Raw genomic sequence first — 21,739 nt, forward strand, 5'->3', positions numbered from 1 at the left:
ATGACCCGATCCTCGGGTCAAGCCCGAGGATGACGGAGGATGGGGGGCTGCGCTTCGGCCGGGATGATGGAAGAGGAAGGGTTAAGCCGCTTCCGCTTCTTCGCGCTGCTCCAGCCAGTCCTCGCTCTGCATCTCGTTGAAGCGCGACACCGTCCGCTCGAACTCGAAGGCGCCGACGCCTTCGACATAGAGGGCTTCCGGCGCGGCTTGGGCCAGGACGACCAGGCGGGTCTTGGCCTCGTAGAGGGCATCGACCAGCGTCACCAGACGGCGCGCCTCGTGGTGGTTGGCCGGGCTGAGCAGGGGCACGTCAGCCAGGAACAGGGTGTGGAAGCGCCGGGCGACGGCCAGATAGTCCTGCGGCCCCAGCGGGCGGCCGCATAGCTCGTCAAAGGTCGCGCGCGCCATGGCGCCGACCGTGCGCTCCAGCTTCACCTCGCGGCCCAGCACCGGCAGGGCGATGGGCTCCTCCGTCTCGCCGCCCTTCAGGTCCGACCACAGGGTCTCGAAGCCCTGCCGGGCCTCGGCGTCCAGCGGCGAGAACCAGACCTTGGCCCCGGCCATGCGGTCCAGGCGGAAGTCGCGGGCGCCGGCCGTCTCAACCACGTCGCAGCGCTGACGGAGGATGTCGATGAAGGGCAGGAAGAGCTGGCGGTTGATGCCGTTCTTGTAGAGGTCTTCGGGCGCGCGGTTCGAGGTGACGGCCAGCACCACCTTCTTCTCGAACAGGGCCTCGAACAGACGGCCCAGGATCATGGCGTCGGCGATGTCCGTGACCTGCAACTCGTCGAAGCACAGCAGCCGGGCCTCGGAGGCGATCAGGGCTGCGATCGGCGGAATGGGGTCGTCGCCCCGGCTGGTCCCAAACACCTCCTTGCGGCTGCGCGCCGTGCCGTCGCGCCACTGTTTCACCAGGTCATGGATGCGCGCCATGAAGGCGTGGAAGTGGGCCCGCACCTTCTTCTGCTCGGGCGTCGAGGAATAGAAGAGGTCCATCAGCATGGACTTGCCGCGTCCGGGCGGGCCCCAGATGTAGATGCCGCGCACGGCCCGCTGGGCGCCGAACAGCCCCTTTTTCGACAGGTCGGTCTCCAGCCGTTCAAGCGCGCCGATCAGGGCGGCCTGGGCCGGCTCGGGCGTGATCACGCCTTCTTCCACGCGGATGTCGTAGGCGTTGCGGATGCGGGAGGTCATGCCCAGCAGATAGCCCCCCGACAGGGCCGGGGAAAGGCGGTCGCCGTTTCCGGCGTCGATTTGGAGGATTCCGGTTGCTTCACGGCTGCGAAGGACCCAAATGCAGAAGCGTTTCTCCCAAACGCCCCCGTACAAAGGATGATTTCATCATGGGCTATCGCGTCGCCGTCGTAGGCGCCACCGGCAATGTCGGCCGGGAAATTCTGGCCATTCTCGAAGAACTGAACTTTCCCGTCGAGAAAATGCACGCGATCGCCTCCCGAAAATCCAAGGGCGTCGAGGTCTCCTTCGGCGATCGCACCATCAAGTGCGAGGACATCGAACAGTTCGACTTCTCCAGCGTCGACCTGGTGCTGATGAGCGCCGGCGGCGCGGTGTCGCGCGAGTGGTCCGAGAAGATCGGCAAGGCCGGCCCCATCGTCATCGACAACTCCTCGGCCTTCCGCCAGGACCCGGACGTGCCGCTGATCGTGCCGGAAGTGAACCCGGACGACGCCAAGCTGGCGCGCAAGAAGAACATCGTCGCCAACCCCAACTGCTCGACCGCCCAACTGGTGGTGGCGCTCAAGCCGCTGCACGACGCGGCCAAGATCAAGCGCGTCGTCGTCTCGACCTACCAGTCCGTGTCGGGCGCCGGTAAGGAAGGCATGGACGAGCTGTGGAACCAGACCAAGGCCATCTACGGCCTGGGCGACGCCACGCCCAAGAAGTTCCCCAAGCAGATCGCCTTCAACGTCATCCCCTACATCGGCTCGTTCCGCGACGACGGCTATACCGACGAAGAGGCCAAGATGTGGGAGGAGACGCACAAGATGCTCGATCCCTCGATCAAGCTGACCGTCACCTGCGTGCGCGTGCCGGTCTTCGTCGGGCACTCCGAAGCGGTGACGGTCGAGTTCGACCGTCCGATCGCGCCGGACGAGGCGCGCGAAATCCTGCGCGATGCGCCCGGCGTCCAGGTCATCGATAAGCAGGAACACGACGGCTACATCACCCCGGTCGACGCGGCGGGCGAGCACGCCGTCTATGTGTCGCGCATCCGCAAGGACCCGACCGTCGAGCACGGTCTGTCGTTCTGGGTGGTGTCCGACAACCTGCGCAAGGGCGCGGCCCTGAACGCCGTGCAGATCGCCCAACTGCTGGACGAGACCGGCGTCATCACCCCGTCGAGCGGCTATCGCACTTTGACGGTCTAAGAAGCCCTAACGCCTTGCGCGCGGCGCGAGGCTGCTTGAGGGCGGTTTGAGCACTCCATGACCCCGCCGCGTCGGCGATGCGGCGGGGATCGAAAGGTTTCCAGCGTGAGCGCGTCGTCTGCTCCTCCTGCGTCCGAAGCCCGCGCCGCCCTGGGTGCGGGCGTATTCTGCTACCTGATCTGGGGGTTCGTGCCCCTGGTGTTCCAGCAGATGGGCCAGCAGGGGGCGGACGCCTGGGAGATCATGGGGCACCGGGCCGTCTGGGGCCTGGTCTGGGCCGCGCTGCTGGTCATGCTGTCGCGCCAGTGGACGCAGGTCATGGCCGTGCTGCGCCAGCCGAAGGTGCTGGGATGGCTGGCCCTGTCCGCTGTGCTGATCGCCGGCAACTGGACCACCTACATCATCGCCGTGAACAACGGGCGGACGCTGGACGCCTCGCTGGGCTATTATCTGAATCCGCTGCTGAACATGGCGGCGGGCGCCTGGCTGTTCCGCGAGAAGATCGACTGGGCCGGAAAGATCGCCATGGCCCTGGCGGCGGTCGGGGTGCTGCTGCAGACCATCGCCCTGGGCCATGCTCCGTGGGTTTCGCTCATCCTGGCGCTGACGTTCGCGGCCTATGGCATCATCAGGAAGCGCGTCTCGGTCGACGCCCAGACGGGCCTCTTCCTGGAGTGCCTGCTGCTGGCCCTGCCGGGGCTGATCTGGCTGATCCACATCGAAACGAGCGGCGCAGGCCACTTTACCCAGTCGGCCGGTTCGGTCTTCTGGCTTCTGTTCGCCGGACCTGCGACGGTCATTCCCCTGGCCCTGTTCGCCTGGGCGGCGCGGCGGATGCCCCTGTCCAGCATGGGCTTCCTGCAGTTTTTGGCGCCGACCATCGTCTTCATCATCGGCGCGCTTCAGGGCGAGGCTCTGGGGCCGCTGCGCATCGCGTCCTTCGTCTTCATCTGGATCGCCGTGGCCGTCTTCGCGGTCGGCGCCGTTCTGAAGGTGCGCCGCGCCTCCGCCACGGCCGAGACCATTGTCGCGCCTGAACCGGGCCTGCTGGACGATCCGGCCGAGGACCGGATGGACGCCATCGGCGAGAATCCGCCGCCCACGCGTTGAGGTCTGGCGTCGTCCCGTCCTAAAGAGAGGGGGATGATGATCCGCTCCCGCCTGCTCTCCGCCCTCGCCGTGTCCGTGCTGATCGCCGGGGGGACCTCCGCCTGCGCTCAAAGCAGCGGCGCCCTTGGCGGAGGCGACGACGTGATCCGCACCGCCCGCGCGGGGGTCGCCCGCGAGGCCGCGCCGTCCGCCGCCCCCGGCGCCCCGGCGACCGTCGCCGCGCCGCCGACCACGGCCGAGACCTTCGATGCTGTCAGCGACGCCCTGGACGCGGCGGCCGCCGCCTGGACCTCGGGACAGGTCGACGCGGTCATGGCCACCTATGTCCACGACGAGCCGCTGCTGGTCTTCCTGGGCGACACCCCGCTGAAGGGGCCCGACAGCGTGCGCGCGGCGCTGGACGCCCGCGCCGCCGAGCCCGGCGGGCTGGGGACGCTGTCCTATGAGTGGTTCGAGACCATGCAGTTCGACGTCAATACGGCGGTGGTTTCAGGGCGGGCGGTGATGACGCGCGGCGGCAAGACCCATCGCGGCCTGTTCACCCGCATCCTGCGCCGCACGGTCGACGGCTGGCTGATCGTGCACGACCAGCTGGCCTGGGGGCCGGAGGCCTAGAGGGCGCCGTAGAGCGCCTCGATCAGCCTCAACGCGCGCGGGTCGCCGATCAGATGCGGCGACTGGCGCGTCATGACATAGGCGGCCGATACCCCCGCCGCCTGGTCGGCGAACGCCATCGACCCGCCCCAGCCGCAGTGGCCGACCGCCTCGGGGTTGGGGCCGAAGATGTTCAGGCCCTGATTGCGGGTGAAGCCCGCCGCCCAGCTCATGTCGAAGGGCAGCACCTTGTCCGGTCCGTGGATGCGCTCGCGCGTGGCCTGGGCGAGCGTTTCCTCCGACAGCACCGCCCGATGGTCGAGCGCGCCGCCGGTGGCGACGACGGACATCATCCGCGCCAGATCCTTGGCCGTGGCGTGCAGATTGGCCGACGGAATCTCCGCCATCCGCCACTCGGTCGAGCCGCGTCCGCCGGGCGCCGAGCCGCGATCCAGGAAGGCGGCCTTCTTGACCGCGTCGATGGCGCCGAGGTCCGGCGCCGCGGCGGGCTTGCGCAGTTGGGCGACGCGGCTGTGTTCGGCCTCGGGCAGGCCGATCCACAGGTCCAGATCGAACGGCTGGGCGAAATCTTCGCGCAGGGCCGTCCCCATAGTCCGGCCGTCGACGATGCGGAACAGCTCGCCCGCCAGATAGCCGATGGTGATCGGGTGATAGCCGGACGCCGCGCCCGGCGCCCACAGCGGCGTCTGGGCCGCCAGTCTGTCGAGCACCGCCTGACGATCGAACCAGATGGCCGGCTCCACGCCGTCGGAAAAGCCCGGCAGGCCGGACTGGTGGCTCATCATCTGGCCGACGGTCAGCTGGTCCTTGCCGGCCGCGCCGAAGGCCGGCCAGTGGTCGGCGACCCGGTCCTCGTAGGACAACAGCCCCCTGTCGACGCAGCGCGCGATCATCAGGGCCATCACCGCCTTGCCGGTCGAAAAGACCGGGACCAGCGTGTCTTCGGCGAAGGGCCTGGTCCCCGCCAGATCGGCCGACCCGGCCCACAGGTCCACCGCCACCTCGCCGTCGATGGTCACGCTGAAACGCGCGGCCAGTTCGTTCAGCCCTTCGGGCGCGTCGGTGAAGTTGGCGGCGAAGGCGTCCTTCACCGCATTGAAACGCGGCGGGCAGACGCCGTGGAGGTCGGGGAGGCTGGTCATGGGTGCGGTTTAGCGCTTTGGCGGCTGCGGGTCACTTCCGAGACGACGCCGAGGCGTTGCGGGCGCCTTCGAACTCGTCGCCCGGCTTCCACGCGGGCCAGTCGCGCGAGTTGGCCAGGTCGCGGCCGACTTCGTACAGCAGCTGAACATCAGCGGCGGCGGCGTCCATCTTCCAGTCGGGCGTCCATTCGTCCGTCGGCTGATGATAGCGATTGGCGACGTAATCGCGGCTGGCTTCGTTGTGGCCTGTGAAGCCGGCGGCGGCGAACAGGGCGGGCACGCCCTTCCTCGCCAGCGGGAAGTGGTCCGAGCGATAGAAGGCCCCCGCGTGCGGCGCCGGGTCGGGGATCAGGCGGCGTCCCTCGCGCGCGGCCAGAACCGCCAGCCGGTCGTCCAGATCGTTCTTGCCCGCGCCGATGACGACGATGTTGGGGTCGATCTCGGTCCCCGGCAGCAGGCTGTCCATGTTGATGTTGGCGACCGTCGTCTCCAGCGGCCAGACCGGATTGGCGGCGTAGTATTCGGCGCCCAGCAGACCGGTTTCTTCCGCCGCCCAGCTGATGAACACGGTCGAGCGCTCGGGGCGCGGCCCCTCGGCGAACAGGCGGGCGATCTCCATGATCCCGGCCACGCCCGTCGCATTGTCCACGGCGCCGTTATAGATGTCGTCGCCGTTCTTGGGCGTCGCGCGGCCATAGGCGTCCCAGTGGGCGCCGAACATGACCGTCTCGTCGGGGTATTTGGTTCCTGGCAGGCGGCCGATGACGTTGCGCGTCTCGACCCGATCGGCCTTCTGACCGAAGTCGATGGACATGGTGACGCCGTCCAGCGCCACGGGGCGGAAGTCCGGCGTGCGCGCCTGATCCTTCAGGGCGGCGAAGTCCAGCCCGGCGTCCCTGAACAGTTGTTCGGCGACGGCGCCCTGAATCCACCCTTGAGCCGCCACCCGCTCCTTGTCGGGGTCGGCGCGGACGATGTCGAACTTGGGCGCGGTCGAGGAGTTCTCCAGCGTCGACCAGGGATAGCCCGCGCCGGGCGTGTCGTGGATGACCAGGACGCCCGCCGCCCCATGCGCCGCCGCGACCTGGAACTTATAGGTCCAGCGGCCATAGAAGGTCATGGCCTGACCGTCGAACTTGCCCGCGACCGGATGGCCTTCCGGCGCGCCGAAGTCCGGGTCGTTGACCAGGACCAGCATGATCTTGCCGGTCAGATCGACGCCCTTGTAGTCGTCCCAGCCGCGCTCGGGCGCATCGACGCCATAGCCGACGAAGACCAGCGGCGCATCGGTCAGGCTGATGCGCTCCACCGGCCGGTCGGACGAGACGATGACGTCCTTGGCGCGCTGAAGCTCGGTCGTGCGGCCCTTGGCGGACACGCTGATGGCGGCGGGGCCGTCCTGACTGGTGCGGCTGACCTGGGCGACCTGCACCCACGAGCCGTTCGGGCCGCCGGGCTCGAGACCGAGCGCCTGGAACTGCTGGCTCAGCCATTCGATGGTGCGGTCCTCGCCAGGCGTGACCGGGGCGCGGCCCTCGAACGCGTCGGAGGCGAGCACGCGGGTCGCTTCGTTCAGTCGGGCCGGGTCGATGCGGCCGGACGGGGCGCCGGCTTGAGCCAGCGCAGAGGTCGAACACATCAGGGCGGCGATCAGGCCGACGGCGGCGGAACGGGCGAGGGTCATGGGCGGGCTCGACATCTGGGAGTGTCGCGCCACGCTGCCCCCTGAGGGCGTCGCTGTCGACCCCGAAAGGCCTCAGCGTCCGTCCAGCCAGGCGCGCACGCCGTCGGCCGCGACGACGCCTGAGGCGAAGGAGGCCTGCAGCAGATAGCCGCCGGTCGGCGCCTCCCAGTCCAGCATTTCGCCCGCGGCAAAGACGCCGGGCCGCGCCTTCAGCATCAGCCGCTCGTCCACCGAGTCCAGCGTCACGCCCCCGGCCGAGGAGATGGCGCGGCTCAGCCCCTGAACCCCGGTCAGGGTCAGGGCGACGGCCTTGATCGGGGCGGCCAGTTCGGCCGGGTCTGCGGGCAGGGGGCCGCCTTCGCGCAACAGGGCGACAGCGGCCGCGTCCAGCCGCGCGGCCTTGCGCAGCCAGTTCGACAGACTGTCCTTGCCGCGCGGTTTCGACAGGCGCTGGGTCAGCGCTTCGACGCTTAGGTCGGGCCGAAGATCGAGCGTCAGCACGGTCGATCCGTCGCGCTCCACCGCCTCGCGCAATGCAGCCGACAGGGCGTAGACGCCGCCGCCCTCGATCCCATAGGCGGCGATCATGGCCTCGCCGCGCACGGTGCGGCCTTGGTGCGTCAGCGCGATCCCTTTCAGCGGCGTTCCGGCGAAGCGGTCGCCGAAGATCGGCGACCACGCGACGTCAAAGCCGACATTGGCGGGCCGGAAGGCGGCCACTTCGGCGCCCGACTGCTCCAGCGCAGGAACCCAGGCGGCGTCCGAGCCCAGCTTCGCCCAGCTGGCGCCGCCCATGGCCAGAATCACGGCGTCGGGCTGCTCGATCCGCTCGCCCTGGGGCGTGTCGAACATCAGGGCCTCGTCTTGCCAGCCGGTCCAGCGCGAGCGGGTGCGGAACTCGACGCCCAGCCCCTCCAGCCGCGTCAGCCAGGCGCGCAGCAGGGGCGAGGCCTTCATCGCCCTGGGAAACACGCGGCCGGACGAACCGATGAAGGTGGGCTGGCCCAGCCCCTCGACCCATTCGATCAGGTCGGCGGGCGAAAAGGCGTCCAGCCAGCCCTTGATGCGGGCCTGCGCGGCGGCGTCGTAGCGGTTCAGGAACGGCGCGAGCGGTTCCGAATGGGTCAGGTTCAACCCGCCGCGCCCGGCCATCAGGAATTTGCGCGCGACCGAGGGCATGCGCTCGTGCACGATCACGCGCAGGCCCGCCTGCGCCAGGCGCTCGGCGGCCATCAGCCCGGCGGGACCGGCGCCGATCACGGCGACTATGGAAGGGGAGGGCGTCATCGCCGTCTTCCTAGCGGGAATGGGCGCCGGGGCCTATGTTGATGGTCATGAGCGTCGCCTTTACCCGAGAAGAAGATCTGGAAGCCACGGCGGCGGACCTGCCGGACCGGCCGATTTCGCCGCATCCCAACCTGGTCACCCCGCAAGGGCTGGCCCAGATCGAAGCCGAGCTGGCGGCCGCGCGGGCGGCCTATACGGCGGCGCAGGCGGCGGGCTCCATCGAGGCCGACCGCACCGCCATGGCGAGGGCGACGCGCGACCTGCGCTACTGGTCGGCGCGGCGCAGCACGGCCCAGCTGGTCGAGGCGCCGCCGGACGGCCAGGTCCGCTTCGGCGATACGGTGACGATCGTGCGCGAGGACGGCCGCACCCAGACCTGGCGCATCGTCGGCGAGGACGAGGCCGATCCCGCCCAGGGCAGCGTCAGCCACGTCTCGCCCTTGGCTCAGGCCCTGATGGGCAGGCGCGAGGGGGATGAGGCGACGGTCGCGGGCCAGGCGGTCGAGATCGTCGCCATCAAGGAAGGCTGAGGCTGAAGGCGGCTTTAGTAGCCGCCCGTGCCCTTCTCCTTGGCCACCGGCTGGAAGTCGCGCACGAAGCGCTCCAGCAGACGGACGCTGTAGCCCGCCGAACCGGCCGGCTTGACGTCATTGGCGCCGCCGAAGGCCATGTTGGCGATGTCCAGGTGCGCCCAGGGCGTCTCGGGTCGGGCGAAGTAGCCGATGAAGTGGGCGCCGGTGCCCGCGCCCGCCCCGCCGTCGCCCGAGTTCTTGATGTCGGCGATGGTCGAGGAGGTGGCCCGCACATAGGACGGATGCAGCGGCAACTGCCACAGGGTTTCGCCCGTCGCCTCGCCCGCCGTCTTCAGCTGATTGGCCAGGGCGTCGTGACGGCTGAACAGGCCCGCATAGTCGCCCCCCAGTGCGCCGCCGACCGAGCCGGTCAGGGTGGCCACATCGACGATGGCGGCCGGGTTCATCGTCGTGTCGGCCCAGACCACGGCGTCGGCCAGCACCAGACGGCCCTCGGCGTCGGTCGAGACGATCTCGATGGTCTTGCCGTTCATGGCGGTCAGGACGTCGGCGGGGCGGATGGCGTTGCCGCCCGGCATGTTTTCCGACAGGGCGGCGACGGCGACCACGTCCACCGGCGCTCCGCCCTTGGCCAGGGCCAGGACGGCGCCGACGACGCTGGCGGCGCCGGACATGTCCATCTTCATATTGCCCATGTTAGAGCCGGGCTTCAGCGAGATGCCGCCGGAATCGAAGGTGATGCCCTTGCCCAACAGGGCCACCGGCCCTGCCGACGGCGCGCCCTGCCCGCGATAATGCACGGCCAGCATACGCGGCGGACGGGCCGATCCCTGACCCGAGCCGAGGATGGCGCCCATGCCCAGCCGCTGCATCGCCGGCACGTCCAGCACGGTGATCTCGACCCCCGGCACGCCGGCGAAGGCGGCGCGGGCGCGCTCGACGAAGGTCTCGGGATAGATGACGTTGGCCGGTTCATTGGACACGTCGCGGGTCCAGGCCATGGCCTCGACCAGAGCCGCGCCGCGACGATAGTGCGCTTGAGCATTGCCAACGTCGTCGGCCACCACGGTCAGGGCGCCGGGCGCCGGGCGGTCGCGGCCGGTGGTGACATAGAGGTCCGATCGGTAGTGGCCGATGCCCAGCCCCGTCGCCAGCTCCGACGCCATATCCGCCGTCAGGCCGGTCGCCAGGGCCGTCAGGGCGCCGGGCTGGCTGTTCAGGGCGCGGCCGGCGACGATCCCGGCAGTCTGGATGTCGGCGGCTTTTGGCGCTTCGCCGAGACCCACGATCAGGATGCGATCCCAGCCGCCGACGCCGTGCAGGTTCAGGGTCTGGCGGGGCTTATAGTCGAAGCGGGCGGCGCTGATGGCCGAGGCGATGGCCTGACGCGTGGCGGCGTCCAGGGACGCGCCGCGCGCGTTGAGCTCAGTCTCCGACGCCAGAGGCAGGACCAGAGAGCCAGACGGCGCAGCAGCGGCGGCGAAGGTCACGGCGCGCGCCTGAGCCGGGGCGGCGCGGGCGGGCCAATCGGAACGCTCGGCGGCGGGCGCGGCGCGGCGCGATTGCGCCTCGGCCGGGACGGCGACGCTCAGACCGGCGGCGGCGATCAGCGCGGCTGCGGCGAAGGACGGAATACGGGTGGTGCGGCGCATCGATCAGGGCCCCCTCTGTGACGATGAAGGCGCCTTTATGGGCGGGACCGTCGCGTGGGAGCAACCGCTCCGCTGACGGAAGGGCGCGACGCCTTGTCGCGCCGGGTCCGCGCGATCGGGAAGGCGCAGCCCAAAGAGAAAGGGCGGGACCTTTCGATCCCGCCCTTCCGTCGTCTGAGCTTTAAGAAGCCGGACCTCTTTAGAAGTCCATGCCGCCCGCTGGACCGACGTCAGTCGGTCCAGCCACTTTGAGTGATGGGCGTCACGATGGACTTCCTTAGAAGTCCATGCCGCCCATACCGCCCATGCCGCCCATGTCGGGGGCGCCGGCCGCGGCCTTCTTGGGCGCGTCGGCGATGGCGGCTTCGGTCGTGATCATGATGCCCGCGACCGAGCCGGCCGAGGCCAGGGCCGAGCGGACGACCTTGGCCGGGTCGATGACGCCCATCTCCACCAGGTCGCCGTACTCCTCGGTCTGGGCGTTGAAGCCGAAGTTGGCCTTGTCCGACTCCAGCACCTTGCCGACCACGATCGAGCCTTCGACGCCCGAGTTTTCCGAGATCTGACGGATCGGAGCCTGCAGGGCGCGACGGACGATGTTGACGCCGGCCGTCTGGTCGGCGTTGTCCACCTTCAGCGCGGCCAGCACCTTGGAGGCCTTCAGCAGGGCCACGCCGCCGCCCGGGACGATGCCTTCGTCGGCAGCGGCGCGGGTTGCGTTCAGGGCGTCGTCGACGCGGTCCTTCTTCTCCTTGACCTCGACCTCGGTCGAGCCGCCGACGCGCAGGACGGCGACGCCGCCGGCCAGCTTGGCCAAGCGCTCTTGCAGCTTCTCACGGTCGTAGTCCGAGGTGGTGTCCTCGATCTGACGCTTGATCTGGCCGACGCGGGCTTCGATGCCGTCCTTCTCGCCAGCGCCTTCGACGATGGTGGTGTCGTCCTTGGTGATCTGGACCTTCTTGGCCTTGCCCAGCATGTCGAGCGTGACCGTTTCCAGCTTGATGCCGAGGTCTTCCGAGATGACCTGGCCGCCCGTCAGGATGGCGATGTCTTCCAGCATGGCCTTGCGGCGGTCGCCGAAGCCCGGAGCCTTGACGGCGGCGACGCGCAGGCCGCCGCGCAGCTTGTTGACGACCAGGGTCGCCAGGGCTTCGCCTTCGATGTCCTCGGCGATGATCAGCAGGGGACGACCCGACTGAACCACGGCTTCCAGCACCGGCAGCATCGGCTGCAGCGAGGTCAGCTTCTTCTCGTGGAGCAGGATGAGCGGCTCCTCGAGGACGGCCTCCATCTTGTCCGGGTTGGTGATGAAGTAGGGCGACAGGTAGCCGCGGTCGAACTGCATGCCCTCGACGATGTCGACGGTGGTTTCGGCGGTCTTGGCTTCTTCGACGGTGATGACGCCTTCGTTGCCGACCTTGGCCATGGCCTGGGCGATCAGGTCGCCGATTTCAGCGTCGCCGTTGGCCGAGATGGTGCCGACCTGGGCGATTTCCGAGTTGTTGGAGACCGGCTTGGAGTTCGACTTGACCTCTTCCAGCACCGCTTCGACAGCCTTGTCGATGCCGCGCTTCAGATCCATCGGGTTCATGCCGGCGGCCACGGCCTTCAGGCCTTCCTGGACGATGGCCTGGGCCAGGACGGTGGCGGTGGTGGTGCCGTCGCCCGCCTTGTCGTTCGCCTTGGAGGCGACTTCGCGGATCATCTGGGCGCCCATGTTCTCGAAGGCGTCTTCCAGCTCGATTTCCTTGGCCACCGAGACGCCGTCCTTGGTCGAGCGCGGGGCGCCGAAGGACTTCTGGATCACGACGTGGCGGCCCTTCGGCCCCAGGGTCACCTTGACGGCGTCAGCCAGGATGTTGACGCCCTTGAGCATCTTGTCGCGGGCGTCGGTGTTGAACTTTACGATTTTAGCGGCCATGCGGGCTGCTCCTATCTAGATGTTTTTACGCGAGAAACCGGAAACCAGGACGCGTCTTACGACAGCACGCCCAGGACGTCGGTTTCCTTCATGATGATCAGGTCTTCGCCGTCGATCTTCACTTCGCTGCCCGACCACTTGCCGAACAGGACGCGGTCGCCGGCCTTCAGCTCCAGGGCGACGAACTTGCCGTCTTCGTCACGGACGCCGGGGCCCACGGCGACGACTTCGCCTTCCTGGGGCTTTTCCTTGGCGGTGTCGGGGATGATGATCCCGCCCTTGGTCTTGGATTCTTCTTCAACGCGCTTGACCAGCACGCGGTCGCCGAGCGGACGAAACGCCATCTGAGTAACTCCCGTTAGGATGTTGGTTTCAGCCCTCGGAGCCCGCGACTTTTGGCAGTCGCCCTCCCCGAGTGCTAACGACCGGGGAGTTAGGCAGGGGAGCCGCAGGCGTCAAGGGCGAGGCGGCGCCAAATTAGGCGCCTGGATGAAGCGAAAATGAACAGAGGCCCCTGGGGTCGTTCAGACAGGCTTCGCTAAAAAGGAAACAACGGATCAACCGGCTTTCGAAAGGAGCCCGCCATGAAGACCCTGTTCAAGATCGGCGCCGGCGCTATCGCCCCTGCTCTGGTTGTGACGATGCTGGCCACGACCCCGGCCGCCGCGCAGAATTATCGTGACCGCGATCGCGACAACACCGGCCGTGACGCCGTTCTGGGCGCCGTGGTCGGCGGCGTCGCCGGCGCGCTGATCGGCCAGGGCGATGGACGCTATGTTGCGGGGGGCGCGCTAGCCGGCGCGGCCCTGGGCGCGGCCTCGAACCGCGGCGACGGCTGTGAATATTACCGCGGCGGCCGCTGCTACCGGAACCAGGGCCATTGGGAGCGTGAGCACGGCATCAATAGCCGCGACGGCTATTATAACGATCGCTATGAACGCAATAACGGTCGCTATGAGCGCAACAACGGGCGCTATTACCGCGATGGCCGCTACTGGAGGAACCACGGCGAGTGGCGCAGCTACCAGAACCGCCGCGATCGCGACTACCGCTACGACCGCCGCTGGTAAGCGGACGGCGCGCTAAGGAAAGGCCCGGTCTCGCGACCGGGCCTTTTTTCGTTGGGAGACGCAGTCCTTGGGCCTGTGCGCGGTCAGCGCGCAGGCGCCAGCCGGCTCAGCAGGGCGGCCGTGGACGGGTCCAGATCAGCCGACGGCGCGCCGCTGGCGACGTCCTTCAACAGGGCCTTGGCCAGAACCTTGCCCAGTTCCACGCCCCACTGATCGAAACTGTTGATGTCCCAGATCACGCCCTCGACGAAGGTCTTGTGCTCATAAAGGGCGATCAGGGCCCCCAGGGCCTGCGGCGTCAGCCGCTCCATCACAACTGTCGTCGACGGGCGGTTTCCGGGAAAGGTCTTGTGCGGCGCCAGGCGGTCGGCCTCTGCTTCCGAGGCGCCCGAGGCGATCAGTTCAGCATGCGCCTCAGCCTCGCTCTTGCCCAGCATCAGGGCCTGGGCCTGGGCCAGGGCGTTGGCCCACAGGGCGGTCGCCGATGCTTTCTCGCAGGTGCGACGGACGACGATGAAGTCGATAGGAACGACCTGCGGTCCCTGATGCAACTGCTGGAAGAAGGCGTGCTGGCCGTTGGAGCCGGGTTCGCCGAAAACGACGGGACAGGTCTGGCGCCCGGCGGCCGATCCGTCGCGGCGCACCTGTTTTCCGTTCGACTCCATCTCCAACTGCTGCAGGAAGGCGGGCAGGCGGCGCAGGGCGTGGGCGTAGGGCGCGACGCTGCGGGCCCCGCGATGCAGGCCGTCGACATTGTAGATCTCGGCCAGCGCCAGCAGCACCGGCGCATTCTTCTCTAGCGGGGCCTCGAGGAAGTGGCGGTCCATCTCGGCGGCGCCGTCCAGAAACGCCTGAAACACCTCCCACCCCAGGGCGATGACGCACGACAGGCTGACCGCCGACCACAGGGAATAGCGACCGCCGACCCAGTCCCGGAACGCGAAGGTGCGGCCGCAGCCGAAGGCCTGCGCCTTTTCCGGCGCGGCGGTGACGCCGATGAAGTGTTTGGCCAGCCCCTCGGCCGGCAGGGAGGCCGCCAGCCACGCCTTGGCGGCCTCGGCGTTGGTCAAGGTTTCTTGGGTGGTGAAGGTCTTGGAGACTACGACGACGAGGGTGGTTTCCGGGTCCAGCCCGACCAGGGCCTCGGCCATGTCGCGCGGGTCGATGTTGGCGACGAAGCGCAGGTCGATGTCCGGGTCCAGCGGACGCAGGGCGTCCCAGATCAGGCGCGGCCCCAGGTCCGAGCCGCCGATGCCGATATGAAGCACCGCCTCGAACCGGCGTCCTGTGGCGCCTGTCTCATTTCCGCACCGCAAAGCTTGGGCGTAGGTCTTCATTTCGGCGCGCACCGCCTCGACCTCGGCCGACACCGGCTCGCCCAGCGCATGGAATGACGCGCCGTCCGGCGCCCGCAGGGCCGGATGCAACACCGCCCGCCCTTCGGTCAGGTTCACGGCCTCGCCCGCGAACAGGGCGGCGCGGCGGCCCTCGACGTCGCAGGCCCGCGCCTGCGCCAGGGCGGCCTCGAACCCGGCCCGGGACCAGCTCTGCTTGGATAGGTCCAGGTGCAGGCCTGCCGCGTCCAGCGTCATCCGCGAGAGCCGGTCGGGGTCGGCGGCGAACTGGTCCTGGATGCGGGACTGCGCGTCCTGACGGGCGGCGGCCTCCAGTTCAGTCCAGGCGACATGCGGCATCTTGGTCTCCCATAGGGGGCCGTGCTCGGAAGCGATCCGCGCTCTGGCCCGGGGTTTGCAGGCTCTGGTTTACGGCTCAGGCCGAGAAGAGTTCAATCCGAGATGGGGTCAAGCTGGATTTCCAGCCGGAAGCCGATTGTCCCCCAGTCCTTTGTGAAAGGCACGCCATGTCCTGCGGAATAGCCCTCGCGGTCGCCCTGATGCTGGCCGATCCCGCCGTCGCCGAAGCCGCCGCCCTGCCGCCCGTCGCCCCCGCGGCTCCGGTGTCGGTGGCGCAGGAGCCTCTGTTCGCCGATCTGGTCGCCCGTTCGGGCGCGCTGAAGTCGATCGTCGACGGCTGGATGGCCTCGGGCGAGGCGGACCGCTCGGGCTTCTTCACCGGCGCGGCCTGGGCGGCGTTCAAGGGGCAGGCGGCGGACCTGGCCCGGCGCGACATGCAGGGTCACCTGATCCTCAAGGAACGCGGCACGGACAACGACCTGAAGTGCATCCTGCGCGGCATCTCAGAAGACATTCCGCTGAAGGTCGCCGCGCTGGAGAGCGCCGCCGACGCTTCGGCCCGCAAGCTGGCGCTGGACGAGCTGTCCTACCTGCTGAACGACAACGTCGAGGTCATCACTTCGCCGCCACAGCCCGAGGCTTGATGTTTGGGCCTACCGCGCTTCGCGCTGCTTGAGGCCCGATGTGGGCTGCCCCGCCTCGAGGAGGGCCGGTGTCCTCGTGAGAAAGGCCGTTCTCAGCCCTCGACCGTCTCCGGGTATTTGATGGCGCAGCCGTAAGGCGCGGCGTAGGCGGTCTGGACCGGGCGTCCGGCCTTGGCGTCGGCCAGGGCGGCGCGGACGAAGTTGTTGGCGCCGTTCAGGTCCTCGACCTTGTTGGTCGGCCGGTCGTCGATGCCGCCGACGTAGATCAGCCGCCCGTCCGGGTCGATGATGCGCATGTCGGGCGTGGTCTTGGCGTCATAGCGCTTGCCGACCTCGCCGGTCGGATCGAGCAGCAGATGGGTGAAGGCGGCCTTGTGCTTGGCCTTCCAGGCTTGCGCCTCCTCGCCCTCGACGAAGCCCTGCGTGCCCGGCACCGAGGAGATGATGGTCAGCCAGACCACCCCGTCGGCCGTCGCCTCGCGCTGCAGGGCCTGCATGGCGCCGGTGTAGTGCTTCTTCACGAAGGGACAGCCTTCGTTGGTCCATTCCAGCACGACCGTCTTGCCGCGGAAATCGGCAAGAGACCGCTGCTGCCCCTGCGCGTCGACCAGGGTGAAGGCGGGGGCCATTTCGCCGGGGCCCGGCGCCTCGGTCGCTTCCGGCGCGGCGGCGGCGTTCTCAGTGCGTTCGGGCGATGCGGCAGGCGGCTGCTGGCAGGCGGCCAGCAGCAGAAGCGAGGCGGAAGCGGCGGTCAGCAGGCGGAACATGGCGGTCTCCCCAGAGATGAAATCAGTCGATGGCGTCCTTCAGCGCGTCGATGACGACGCCTTCGGTCAGAAGTTGCGGCAGGATGCGCGGCTGGGCCCGGCCCGGCACATAGACCAGATAGAGCGGCACGCCCGAGCGGCCGTGGCGTTGCAGTTCGGCGGTGATGGCGTCGTCGCGCCGTGTCCAGTCGCCGACCAGATAGACGGCGTTGGCTTGGTCCAGCGCCTGCGCCGTGCGGGCCGAGGACAGGGCCGTGCTCTCATTGACCTTGCAGGTCACGCACCAGTCGGCGGTGAAGTTGACCAGAACCGGACGCCCTTCGGCGAGGGCGGCCTGAACCGCCTGCTCGGACCAGGGCTGAGACGACAGGCGGGAGGCGGCGGCGGCGCTCTCAGAGGAAGCGGCGGGGGCCTTGCCCGCCAGCACGCCCAGGCCCAGCGCCGCGATCGCGGCCAGCAGAGCGCCGATAGCGGCCGTTCGGGCCTTGCCCGATGCGGCCTGCGCCCGGCCATAGAGCCACAGCGCCAGCGCCAGCATCAGGCCCGCGCCGAAAAGCAGGGCGAGCGCGTCGGCGGTCTGGCGGCCGTAGACCCAGGCCAGCCACAGGGCGGCGCCGTACATGGGGAAGGCCAGCAGGTTGCGCAGGGTCTCCATCCACGGCCCCGGCTTGGGCAGGCGGGCCAGCAGGCGCGGATTGAGGCTGATCAGCACATAGGGCAGGGCCAGCCCCAGCCCCAGCATCAGGAAGACCGCCAGCCCCATCGGCCAGGGCATGAACAAGGCGGCGCCCAGGGCGAAGGCCATGAAGGGGGCGGTGCAGGGGGCGGCCACGACCACGGCCAACACGCCGGTGAAGAAGGCGCCCGCGACGCCGGGCAGGCGCGACAGCGGGCCGTGCCCGGCGCCCTGCAGTCCGGCGCCGATGTGGAAGACGCCCGACAGGTTCAGCGCCACCGCCAGCATCAGCAGGGCCAGCGCGGCCACCACGCCCGGCGACTGCAGTTGGAAGCCCCAGCCCAGCGCCTGGCCGCCCGCGCGCAGGGCCAGCAGGGCGCTCGCCAGCACCAGGAAGGTCGCCAGCACGCCGGCCAGGAAGGCCAGGCCGTCGCGGCGCGCCTCGGCTGGGTCATGGGCGGCGCGGCTGAGCGAGGCCGCCTTCATCGCCAGTATGGGGAAGACGCAGGGCATCAGATTCAGGATCAACCCGCCCAGCAGGGCGAACAGGGCCGCCTTGGCGAAGTCGGGCAGGGCGGGGGCGGCGGCTGTCTGCGCGCCCTCGCCGTCGCCGATCGCGCCGTCGCCTGTGACGCCGGTGAGGGCGGCGCCCGGCTCGGCCGTGATCTCCCAGGCGCCCAGATCGGTGGACAGGACGCCGCTGATCGGTCCCTTCAGCCCATTGGACGTCAGGCCGCGCCCGGCGGCGACGGTCACGGTCAGGCCCTGCGGCCCGCGCTCGCCCGACTGGGCGGCGGCGTGGTCGATCACCCCGCCCTCGAACGGATGGAAATAGGCCCACTTGGGCGCGGCGCCCGCCAACGGGCCGCCGCTGGCCGTCAGCACCAGATGGCCGTCGGCCAGGGCGACGCGCGCTTCGATCCCGGCGGGACGCGGAGCGGCGGCGACCACGTCCTGGATCGCCTGACCGAAGCGCGGGTCCAGCGGCGCCGCGCCCTCGCGCACCGGCAGGTCCAGCGCCAAATCAAGGTCTTCGGGCACGCACATCTCGTCGCTGCAGACGTAGAAGTGCGCGGTGACGCGCAAGGGAAGGCTGGGGCCCGGCGCGGCGTCCGCCGGTATCTCGATCGGGACGGGCAGGAAGACGGCGCCGGAATAGCCGTAGTTCATCAGGCTCTGCAGCCGCTGACGCTCGGGCAGGGGCCACAGGATGTCGCCTGGCGCGACGCCCGCAGGCAGGGACCAACTCAGGGTCGTCGGGCCGCCGGAATCGCCCTGATTGCGCCAATAGGTGTGCCAGCCGGGCTTGATCTGCTGGCGGATGGCGACGACGGCGGTCGAGCCGGGGACGGCCCAGGCGCTCATGGGGACCAGCTCCGCCTCGATCCGCTCGGTGCGCTGGGGGCCCGGCGCAGCGGAGGCCTTGGCGACCGGCGCGGCCCCGGCCGCCAGGGCGTCGCGCAGGGCGACCTCGGACGCCGGGACGCTCGCCGCCGCCGGAAGGGCCGAGGTCAGGCCAAGGGCGAGCCAGGTCAGGAGCAGAAACAGGATGCGCAAGGGAGAGGCCGGAAACAGGGTCAGGGGAAAGGCGCGAGCTTAGACCCTCTAGCCTCGCCTAGCCACGGCCCGCGACGGCGGGCCGCAGCGGACGGCCCAAGGCCTCAGCGCGGGGCGACGACCTCGATCAGCACCTCGGTGCGGCGGCGCAAGGGGTCGTTGACCCCGCCCACGACTGCGCCGTCTGCCCCGGCGGCCTCGATGTCGAAGGCGGGGGCGGGCAGGCCGGCGCCGGCCAGGGCCTCGGCGACGGCGCGGGCGCGCCGTTCGGAAATGCTCTGATTGGCGGCCGCCGTGCCGCTGCGGGCGTCGGCCAGGCCGGTCACCTTGACGTGCTTGATCTGGCAGCCCTGAAGCTGGGTCGCCGTCATGCCGATGGCCATGCGGGCGGCGTCGGTCAGGGTGGCTTGATCGGGGACAAAATAGACTTCGAACCGTTTGTCGGCGCAGGCCGACGGGTCGCTGACCAGATCGCTGCGCTGCTTATAACCGCTGGTGGCGGCGCAACCGGCGGCGGTCAGGCCCAGGGCCATCATAACGACTGCGGAAACACGCTTCATCTCAGCCCCCTCGCGCGCGCCATGCGGCGTGCGCTGCCTTCAGCAAAAAAGGGCGACCCGCGCCGTGCGGATCGCCCTTTCAAGATTGTCCCGAAAACGCTTCGGGCGCCAGAGGCTATGCGCCGGGATCAGTAACGGCGCTGGCCGTTCTCCCAGTAGCACTCGCTCTGGCGGTTGTCGTAGCAGTAGTAGTAGCGGCCCTGATTGTCGCGGTAGCGCTGCTGGTTGTTGCGGTCCTGGCTGGAGCCGCGGATGGCGCCTGCAGCGCCGCCGGCCAGGGCGCCGATAGCTGCGCCCGTCGCTGCGTTGCCGCCGCCGACGTTGTTGCCGATGATGGCGCCGGCCACGGCGCCCAGGCCCGCGCCGACGGCGCCTTGACGGACGGCCTGGCTCGAGCCGGCGCCGCCGCCGTAATACGGGTCGCTGGCGCAGGCGGTCACCAGAAGACCGGCGCCGGCAATGGCGAGAATCGCCTTGTTCATGGTTCTGTCCTTCATCCCTTAGGGGGCACCCCTGAAGCTTCGATAACGCAGGGCGAACAAGGCGGTTCCGAGGCCGAACGGCGTAAGCTTTACTTTGAATCGCGGCGTGGGTTCGCAGAAGGGGAACCGCCCGTGTGCGCAGGCGTTCGCCGCCCATGAACACTGACGCTCAGAACGACGCCTCGCCTGCGCCGAACGCGGTTGAAACCGGAGCGCCGCCGCCCGGCGATGCGGCGCAGGGGCGGCGGCCGCTGACGGGGGAGGTCCGGCTGGAGCGGGTCGTCATCCTGGTCAATCCGCTGTCGGGCGGTGTTGGAGGTCAGGCGGCCGAAGAAGCCGGCGCCATCCTGGCCGAATACCCCCTCGAGGCCGAGGTGGTGGTGCTGGAGGGCGCGCGCATGGCCGAGCAGATCGCCGAGGCGCTGGCCGCCAAGCCGGACGTGCTGTTCATCCTGGCGGGCGACGGGACGGCGCGGTCTGTCGCCGCCCGAGCCGGCGCCGACGGCCCCCTGATCGCGCCCCTGCCGGGCGGGACGATGAACATGCTGCCCAAGGCTCTGTACGGCACTGGCGACTGGAAGAAGGCGCTTCGCCTGGCGCTGGAGGAAGGGGCGCCTTTGGCTGTGGCCGGCGGAGAGGTCGAGGGCGAGGCCTTCTATTGTGCGGCCATCCTGGGCTCGCCCGCCCTGTGGGCCCCGGCGCGAGAGGCCATTCGCGAGGGCAAGCTGAAGATGGCCTGGACCTATGGTCGACGGGCGCTGAAGAAGGCTTTTTCCGGCCGGGTGCGCTATGCTCTGGACGGCGGCCAGAAAGAAAAGGCCGAAGCCTTGGTGCTGATCAGTCCGCTGATCTCCAAGGCGATGCAGAAGAACGACGGGCTGGAGGCTGCGGCCATGAATACGGGGGACGCGGCCCAGGCCTTTCGCCTGGCCGCCCATGCTCTGTTCGACGACTGGCGTCATGATCCCAACGTCACCACGCGCCCGGCGCGCCGCGTCGTGGTCGAGGCCCGTTCGCGCGTTCCGGCGGTGATCGACGGCGAACCCATGCTGTTGGGTCGCGAGGCGGCGGTGCGCTTCCTGCCGCGCGCCTTCATGGCGCTGGCGCCCAAGCCTGCGGCCGCCGAGGATAGCGTCTAGTGGGGGTCGTCCTCCAGTTTTCCGACATTCATTTCGGTTGCGAGCATGAACATGCGGTGGCCGCCGCCGCCGATTACGCCCACGCTGTCGCGCCGGATCTGACCCTGATCACCGGCGACATCACGCAAAAGGGCTTTCCGGCCGAGTTCGCGGCGGCCGGGGAATGGATCCGGGCGTTGCCCAAGCCGGTCTTCGTCATCGTCGGCAATCACGACGTGCCCTATTGGGACGTGATGGCGCGGCTGTTCTGGCCCTGGCGGGCGTTTGAACAGGCGACGGGCCACCCTGCCCACGATCATGAGTTCCGCTCGGATCGCCTGATGGTCCGCGGCGTCACCACCGCGCGCGGCTGGCAGGCCCGTCTTAACTGGTCCAAGGGGGTGATCGACCTGGACCAGACGCGCCGAGCGGCGGACGCCCTGCGCCAGGCGTCGCCAGGCGCCCTGCGGGTGCTGGCCTGTCATCACCCGCTCATTGAAATGATCGGCGCGCCGATGACCGGCGAGGTCAAGCGCGGCGAGCGGGCGGCCCGCATCTTCGCCGACGCAGGCGTCGACCTGATCGTGACCGGCCACGTCCATGTGCCGTTCGCCCTGCCGGTCGACGTGGGCGACAACTGCTCCTACGCCGTCGGCTGCGGGACCCTGTCGCATCGGGAGCGCGGGGCGCCGCCCAGCTTCAACCGAATCGAATGGGATGAGGAGGCCGTGACGGTGTCGGCCGTGGCCTGGGACGGGCGGCGGTTCGCCGATCATCAGACCTGGCGCCTGCCGCGTCGTCGTCCCTGAAGTTCTAGCCCCTGAAGCTCTAGTCCTG

At 69.4% G+C, this 21,739-nt stretch carries 20 protein-coding genes; 8 read left to right on the forward strand and 12 right to left on the reverse strand.

From position 1 onward, the window contains the following. Window positions 1–81: 81 nt before the first annotated feature. A complete protein-coding gene (gene zapE / locus PIB44_RS01335) occupies window positions 82–1,194 on the reverse strand; it encodes a cell division protein ZapE (protein WP_278070166.1) in 1,113 nt (370 codons plus the stop codon). A 149-nt stretch (window positions 1,195–1,343) separates the two neighbouring features. Here zapE and PIB44_RS01340 point away from each other — a divergent pair, with 149 nt between their 5' ends. The 3 genes from PIB44_RS01340 (at window position 1,344) to PIB44_RS01350 (ending at window position 4,115) form a co-directional block, all read left to right on the forward strand. Further along, window positions 1,344–2,390: an aspartate-semialdehyde dehydrogenase gene (locus tag PIB44_RS01340; protein ID WP_278070167.1), complete on the forward strand. Its 1,047-nt coding sequence runs from the start codon at window positions 1,344–1,346 to the stop codon at window positions 2,388–2,390. Between the two features lie 105 nt (window positions 2,391–2,495). Beyond that, window positions 2,496–3,500: an EamA family transporter RarD gene (gene rarD / locus PIB44_RS01345; protein ID WP_278070168.1), complete on the forward strand. Its 1,005-nt coding sequence runs from the start codon at window positions 2,496–2,498 to the stop codon at window positions 3,498–3,500. Window positions 3,501–3,533: 33 nt separating this feature from the next. Then, on the forward strand, window positions 3,534–4,115 hold the full coding sequence (locus PIB44_RS01350) for a YybH family protein (RefSeq protein WP_134582004.1): 582 nt from the start codon (window positions 3,534–3,536) through the stop codon (window positions 4,113–4,115). Here PIB44_RS01350 and PIB44_RS01355 read toward each other — a convergent pair. From PIB44_RS01355 to PIB44_RS01365, 3 genes are all read right to left on the reverse strand, one after another. Next, on the reverse strand, window positions 4,112–5,257 hold the full coding sequence (locus PIB44_RS01355) for a serine hydrolase domain-containing protein (RefSeq protein ID WP_278070169.1): 1,146 nt from the start codon (window positions 5,255–5,257) through the stop codon (window positions 4,112–4,114). The genes PIB44_RS01350 and PIB44_RS01355 overlap by 4 nt on opposite strands. Before the next feature lie 31 nt (window positions 5,258–5,288). After that, window positions 5,289–6,941, reverse strand: a complete 1,653-nt coding sequence (locus PIB44_RS01360; protein ID WP_278070170.1) for a M28 family metallopeptidase — start codon at window positions 6,939–6,941, stop codon at window positions 5,289–5,291. A gap of 72 nt (window positions 6,942–7,013) precedes the next feature. Then, window positions 7,014–8,228, reverse strand: a complete 1,215-nt coding sequence (locus PIB44_RS01365; protein WP_278070171.1) for a TIGR03862 family flavoprotein — start codon at window positions 8,226–8,228, stop codon at window positions 7,014–7,016. A 47-nt stretch (window positions 8,229–8,275) separates the two neighbouring features. On the opposite strand from PIB44_RS01365, the gene greA reads away from it, so the two are divergent. Continuing rightward, window positions 8,276–8,758, forward strand: a complete 483-nt coding sequence (greA, locus tag PIB44_RS01370; RefSeq protein ID WP_025976511.1) for a transcription elongation factor GreA — start codon at window positions 8,276–8,278, stop codon at window positions 8,756–8,758. A 14-nt stretch (window positions 8,759–8,772) separates the two neighbouring features. Here the strand turns inward: greA and PIB44_RS01375 are convergent, their stop codons facing one another. From PIB44_RS01375 to groES, 3 genes are all read right to left on the reverse strand, one after another. Beyond that, window positions 8,773–10,413 (reverse strand): leucyl aminopeptidase family protein, encoded by a 1,641-nt coding sequence (locus PIB44_RS01375; RefSeq protein WP_278070172.1) that lies wholly within the window; start codon window positions 10,411–10,413, stop codon window positions 8,773–8,775. 277 nt (window positions 10,414–10,690) lie between these two features. Then, window positions 10,691–12,334, reverse strand: a complete 1,644-nt coding sequence (groL, locus tag PIB44_RS01380) for a chaperonin GroEL (protein ID WP_278070173.1) — start codon at window positions 12,332–12,334, stop codon at window positions 10,691–10,693. A 56-nt stretch (window positions 12,335–12,390) separates the two neighbouring features. After that, complete coding sequence (gene groES, locus PIB44_RS01385) at window positions 12,391–12,678, reverse strand: co-chaperone GroES (RefSeq protein ID WP_024354450.1); 288 nt, start codon at window positions 12,676–12,678, stop codon at window positions 12,391–12,393. A gap of 240 nt (window positions 12,679–12,918) precedes the next feature. Between groES and PIB44_RS01390 the strand changes: the two genes are divergently transcribed. Next, window positions 12,919–13,404 carry a hypothetical protein gene (locus PIB44_RS01390; RefSeq protein ID WP_025976514.1) on the forward strand — a complete coding sequence of 162 codons (486 nt, stop codon included), beginning with the start codon at window positions 12,919–12,921 and terminating at the stop codon, window positions 13,402–13,404. A gap of 83 nt (window positions 13,405–13,487) precedes the next feature. Here PIB44_RS01390 and pgi read toward each other — a convergent pair whose 3' ends face one another. Then, window positions 13,488–15,098, reverse strand: coding sequence for a glucose-6-phosphate isomerase (gene pgi / locus PIB44_RS01395; RefSeq protein ID WP_278070174.1), 1,611 nt, complete (start codon window positions 15,096–15,098; stop codon window positions 13,488–13,490). Window positions 15,099–15,265: 167 nt separating this feature from the next. On the opposite strand from pgi, the gene PIB44_RS01400 reads away from it, so the two are divergent. After that, window positions 15,266–15,742, forward strand: a complete 477-nt coding sequence (locus PIB44_RS01400) for a hypothetical protein (protein WP_278070175.1) — start codon at window positions 15,266–15,268, stop codon at window positions 15,740–15,742. A 92-nt stretch (window positions 15,743–15,834) separates the two neighbouring features. Here the strand turns inward: PIB44_RS01400 and PIB44_RS01405 are convergent, their stop codons facing one another. The 4 genes from PIB44_RS01405 to PIB44_RS01420 all read right to left on the reverse strand — a co-directional run bounded on the left by PIB44_RS01405 (window position 15,835) and on the right by PIB44_RS01420 (window position 19,784). Next, window positions 15,835–16,509 (reverse strand): thioredoxin family protein, encoded by a 675-nt coding sequence (locus PIB44_RS01405; RefSeq protein WP_278070176.1) that lies wholly within the window; start codon window positions 16,507–16,509, stop codon window positions 15,835–15,837. Between the two features lie 22 nt (window positions 16,510–16,531). Then, window positions 16,532–18,742, reverse strand: a complete 2,211-nt coding sequence (locus tag PIB44_RS01410; protein WP_278070177.1) for a protein-disulfide reductase DsbD family protein — start codon at window positions 18,740–18,742, stop codon at window positions 16,532–16,534. Between the two features lie 104 nt (window positions 18,743–18,846). Continuing rightward, window positions 18,847–19,302, reverse strand: coding sequence for an OmpA family protein (locus tag PIB44_RS01415; RefSeq protein WP_235599157.1), 456 nt, complete (start codon window positions 19,300–19,302; stop codon window positions 18,847–18,849). A gap of 128 nt (window positions 19,303–19,430) precedes the next feature. Further along, complete coding sequence (locus tag PIB44_RS01420; RefSeq protein WP_025976520.1) at window positions 19,431–19,784, reverse strand: YMGG-like glycine zipper-containing protein; 354 nt, start codon at window positions 19,782–19,784, stop codon at window positions 19,431–19,433. A gap of 155 nt (window positions 19,785–19,939) precedes the next feature. Between PIB44_RS01420 and PIB44_RS01425 the strand changes: the two genes are divergently transcribed. Next, a complete protein-coding gene (locus PIB44_RS01425; protein WP_278070178.1) occupies window positions 19,940–20,923 on the forward strand; it encodes a diacylglycerol/lipid kinase family protein in 984 nt (327 codons plus the stop codon). Further along, the gene (locus PIB44_RS01430; protein WP_278070179.1) at window positions 20,923–21,711 is read left to right on the forward strand and encodes a metallophosphoesterase family protein; all 789 of its coding nucleotides are present in this window, start codon (window positions 20,923–20,925) and stop codon (window positions 21,709–21,711) included. Before PIB44_RS01425 ends, PIB44_RS01430 begins: the two co-directional genes overlap by 1 nt. Window positions 21,712–21,739: the final 28 nt, after the last annotated feature.

The sequence above is a fragment of the Brevundimonas sanguinis genome, from assembly GCF_029636725.1.
Lineage (GTDB): Bacteria > Pseudomonadota > Alphaproteobacteria > Caulobacterales > Caulobacteraceae > Brevundimonas > Brevundimonas sanguinis.

Excerpts from the sequence above, each read along its gene's own strand:
- zapE (WP_278070166.1), bottom strand. The coding sequence starts at position 1,194 with ATGACCTCCCGCATCCGCAACGCCTACGACATCCGCGTGGAAGAAGGC.
- PIB44_RS01340 (WP_278070167.1), top strand. The coding sequence starts at position 1,344 with ATGGGCTATCGCGTCGCCGTCGTAGGCGCCACCGGCAATGTCGGCCGG.
- PIB44_RS01350 (WP_134582004.1), top strand. The coding sequence starts at position 3,534 with ATGATGATCCGCTCCCGCCTGCTCTCCGCCCTCGCCGTGTCCGTGCTG.
- PIB44_RS01355 (WP_278070169.1), bottom strand. The coding sequence starts at position 5,257 with ATGACCAGCCTCCCCGACCTCCACGGCGTCTGCCCGCCGCGTTTCAAT.
- PIB44_RS01360 (WP_278070170.1), bottom strand. The coding sequence starts at position 6,941 with ATGACCCTCGCCCGTTCCGCCGCCGTCGGCCTGATCGCCGCCCTGATG.
- PIB44_RS01365 (WP_278070171.1), bottom strand. The coding sequence starts at position 8,228 with ATGACGCCCTCCCCTTCCATAGTCGCCGTGATCGGCGCCGGTCCCGCC.
- greA (WP_025976511.1), top strand. The coding sequence starts at position 8,276 with ATGAGCGTCGCCTTTACCCGAGAAGAAGATCTGGAAGCCACGGCGGCG.
- PIB44_RS01375 (WP_278070172.1), bottom strand. The coding sequence starts at position 10,413 with ATGCGCCGCACCACCCGTATTCCGTCCTTCGCCGCAGCCGCGCTGATC.
- groL (WP_278070173.1), bottom strand. The coding sequence starts at position 12,334 with ATGGCCGCTAAAATCGTAAAGTTCAACACCGACGCCCGCGACAAGATG.
- groES (WP_024354450.1), bottom strand. The coding sequence starts at position 12,678 with ATGGCGTTTCGTCCGCTCGGCGACCGCGTGCTGGTCAAGCGCGTTGAA.
- PIB44_RS01390 (WP_025976514.1), top strand. The coding sequence starts at position 12,919 with ATGAAGACCCTGTTCAAGATCGGCGCCGGCGCTATCGCCCCTGCTCTG.
- pgi (WP_278070174.1), bottom strand. The coding sequence starts at position 15,098 with ATGCCGCATGTCGCCTGGACTGAACTGGAGGCCGCCGCCCGTCAGGAC.
- PIB44_RS01400 (WP_278070175.1), top strand. The coding sequence starts at position 15,266 with ATGTCCTGCGGAATAGCCCTCGCGGTCGCCCTGATGCTGGCCGATCCC.
- PIB44_RS01405 (WP_278070176.1), bottom strand. The coding sequence starts at position 16,509 with ATGTTCCGCCTGCTGACCGCCGCTTCCGCCTCGCTTCTGCTGCTGGCC.
- PIB44_RS01415 (WP_235599157.1), bottom strand. The coding sequence starts at position 19,302 with ATGAAGCGTGTTTCCGCAGTCGTTATGATGGCCCTGGGCCTGACCGCC.
- PIB44_RS01420 (WP_025976520.1), bottom strand. The coding sequence starts at position 19,784 with ATGAACAAGGCGATTCTCGCCATTGCCGGCGCCGGTCTTCTGGTGACC.
- PIB44_RS01425 (WP_278070178.1), top strand. The coding sequence starts at position 19,940 with ATGAACACTGACGCTCAGAACGACGCCTCGCCTGCGCCGAACGCGGTT.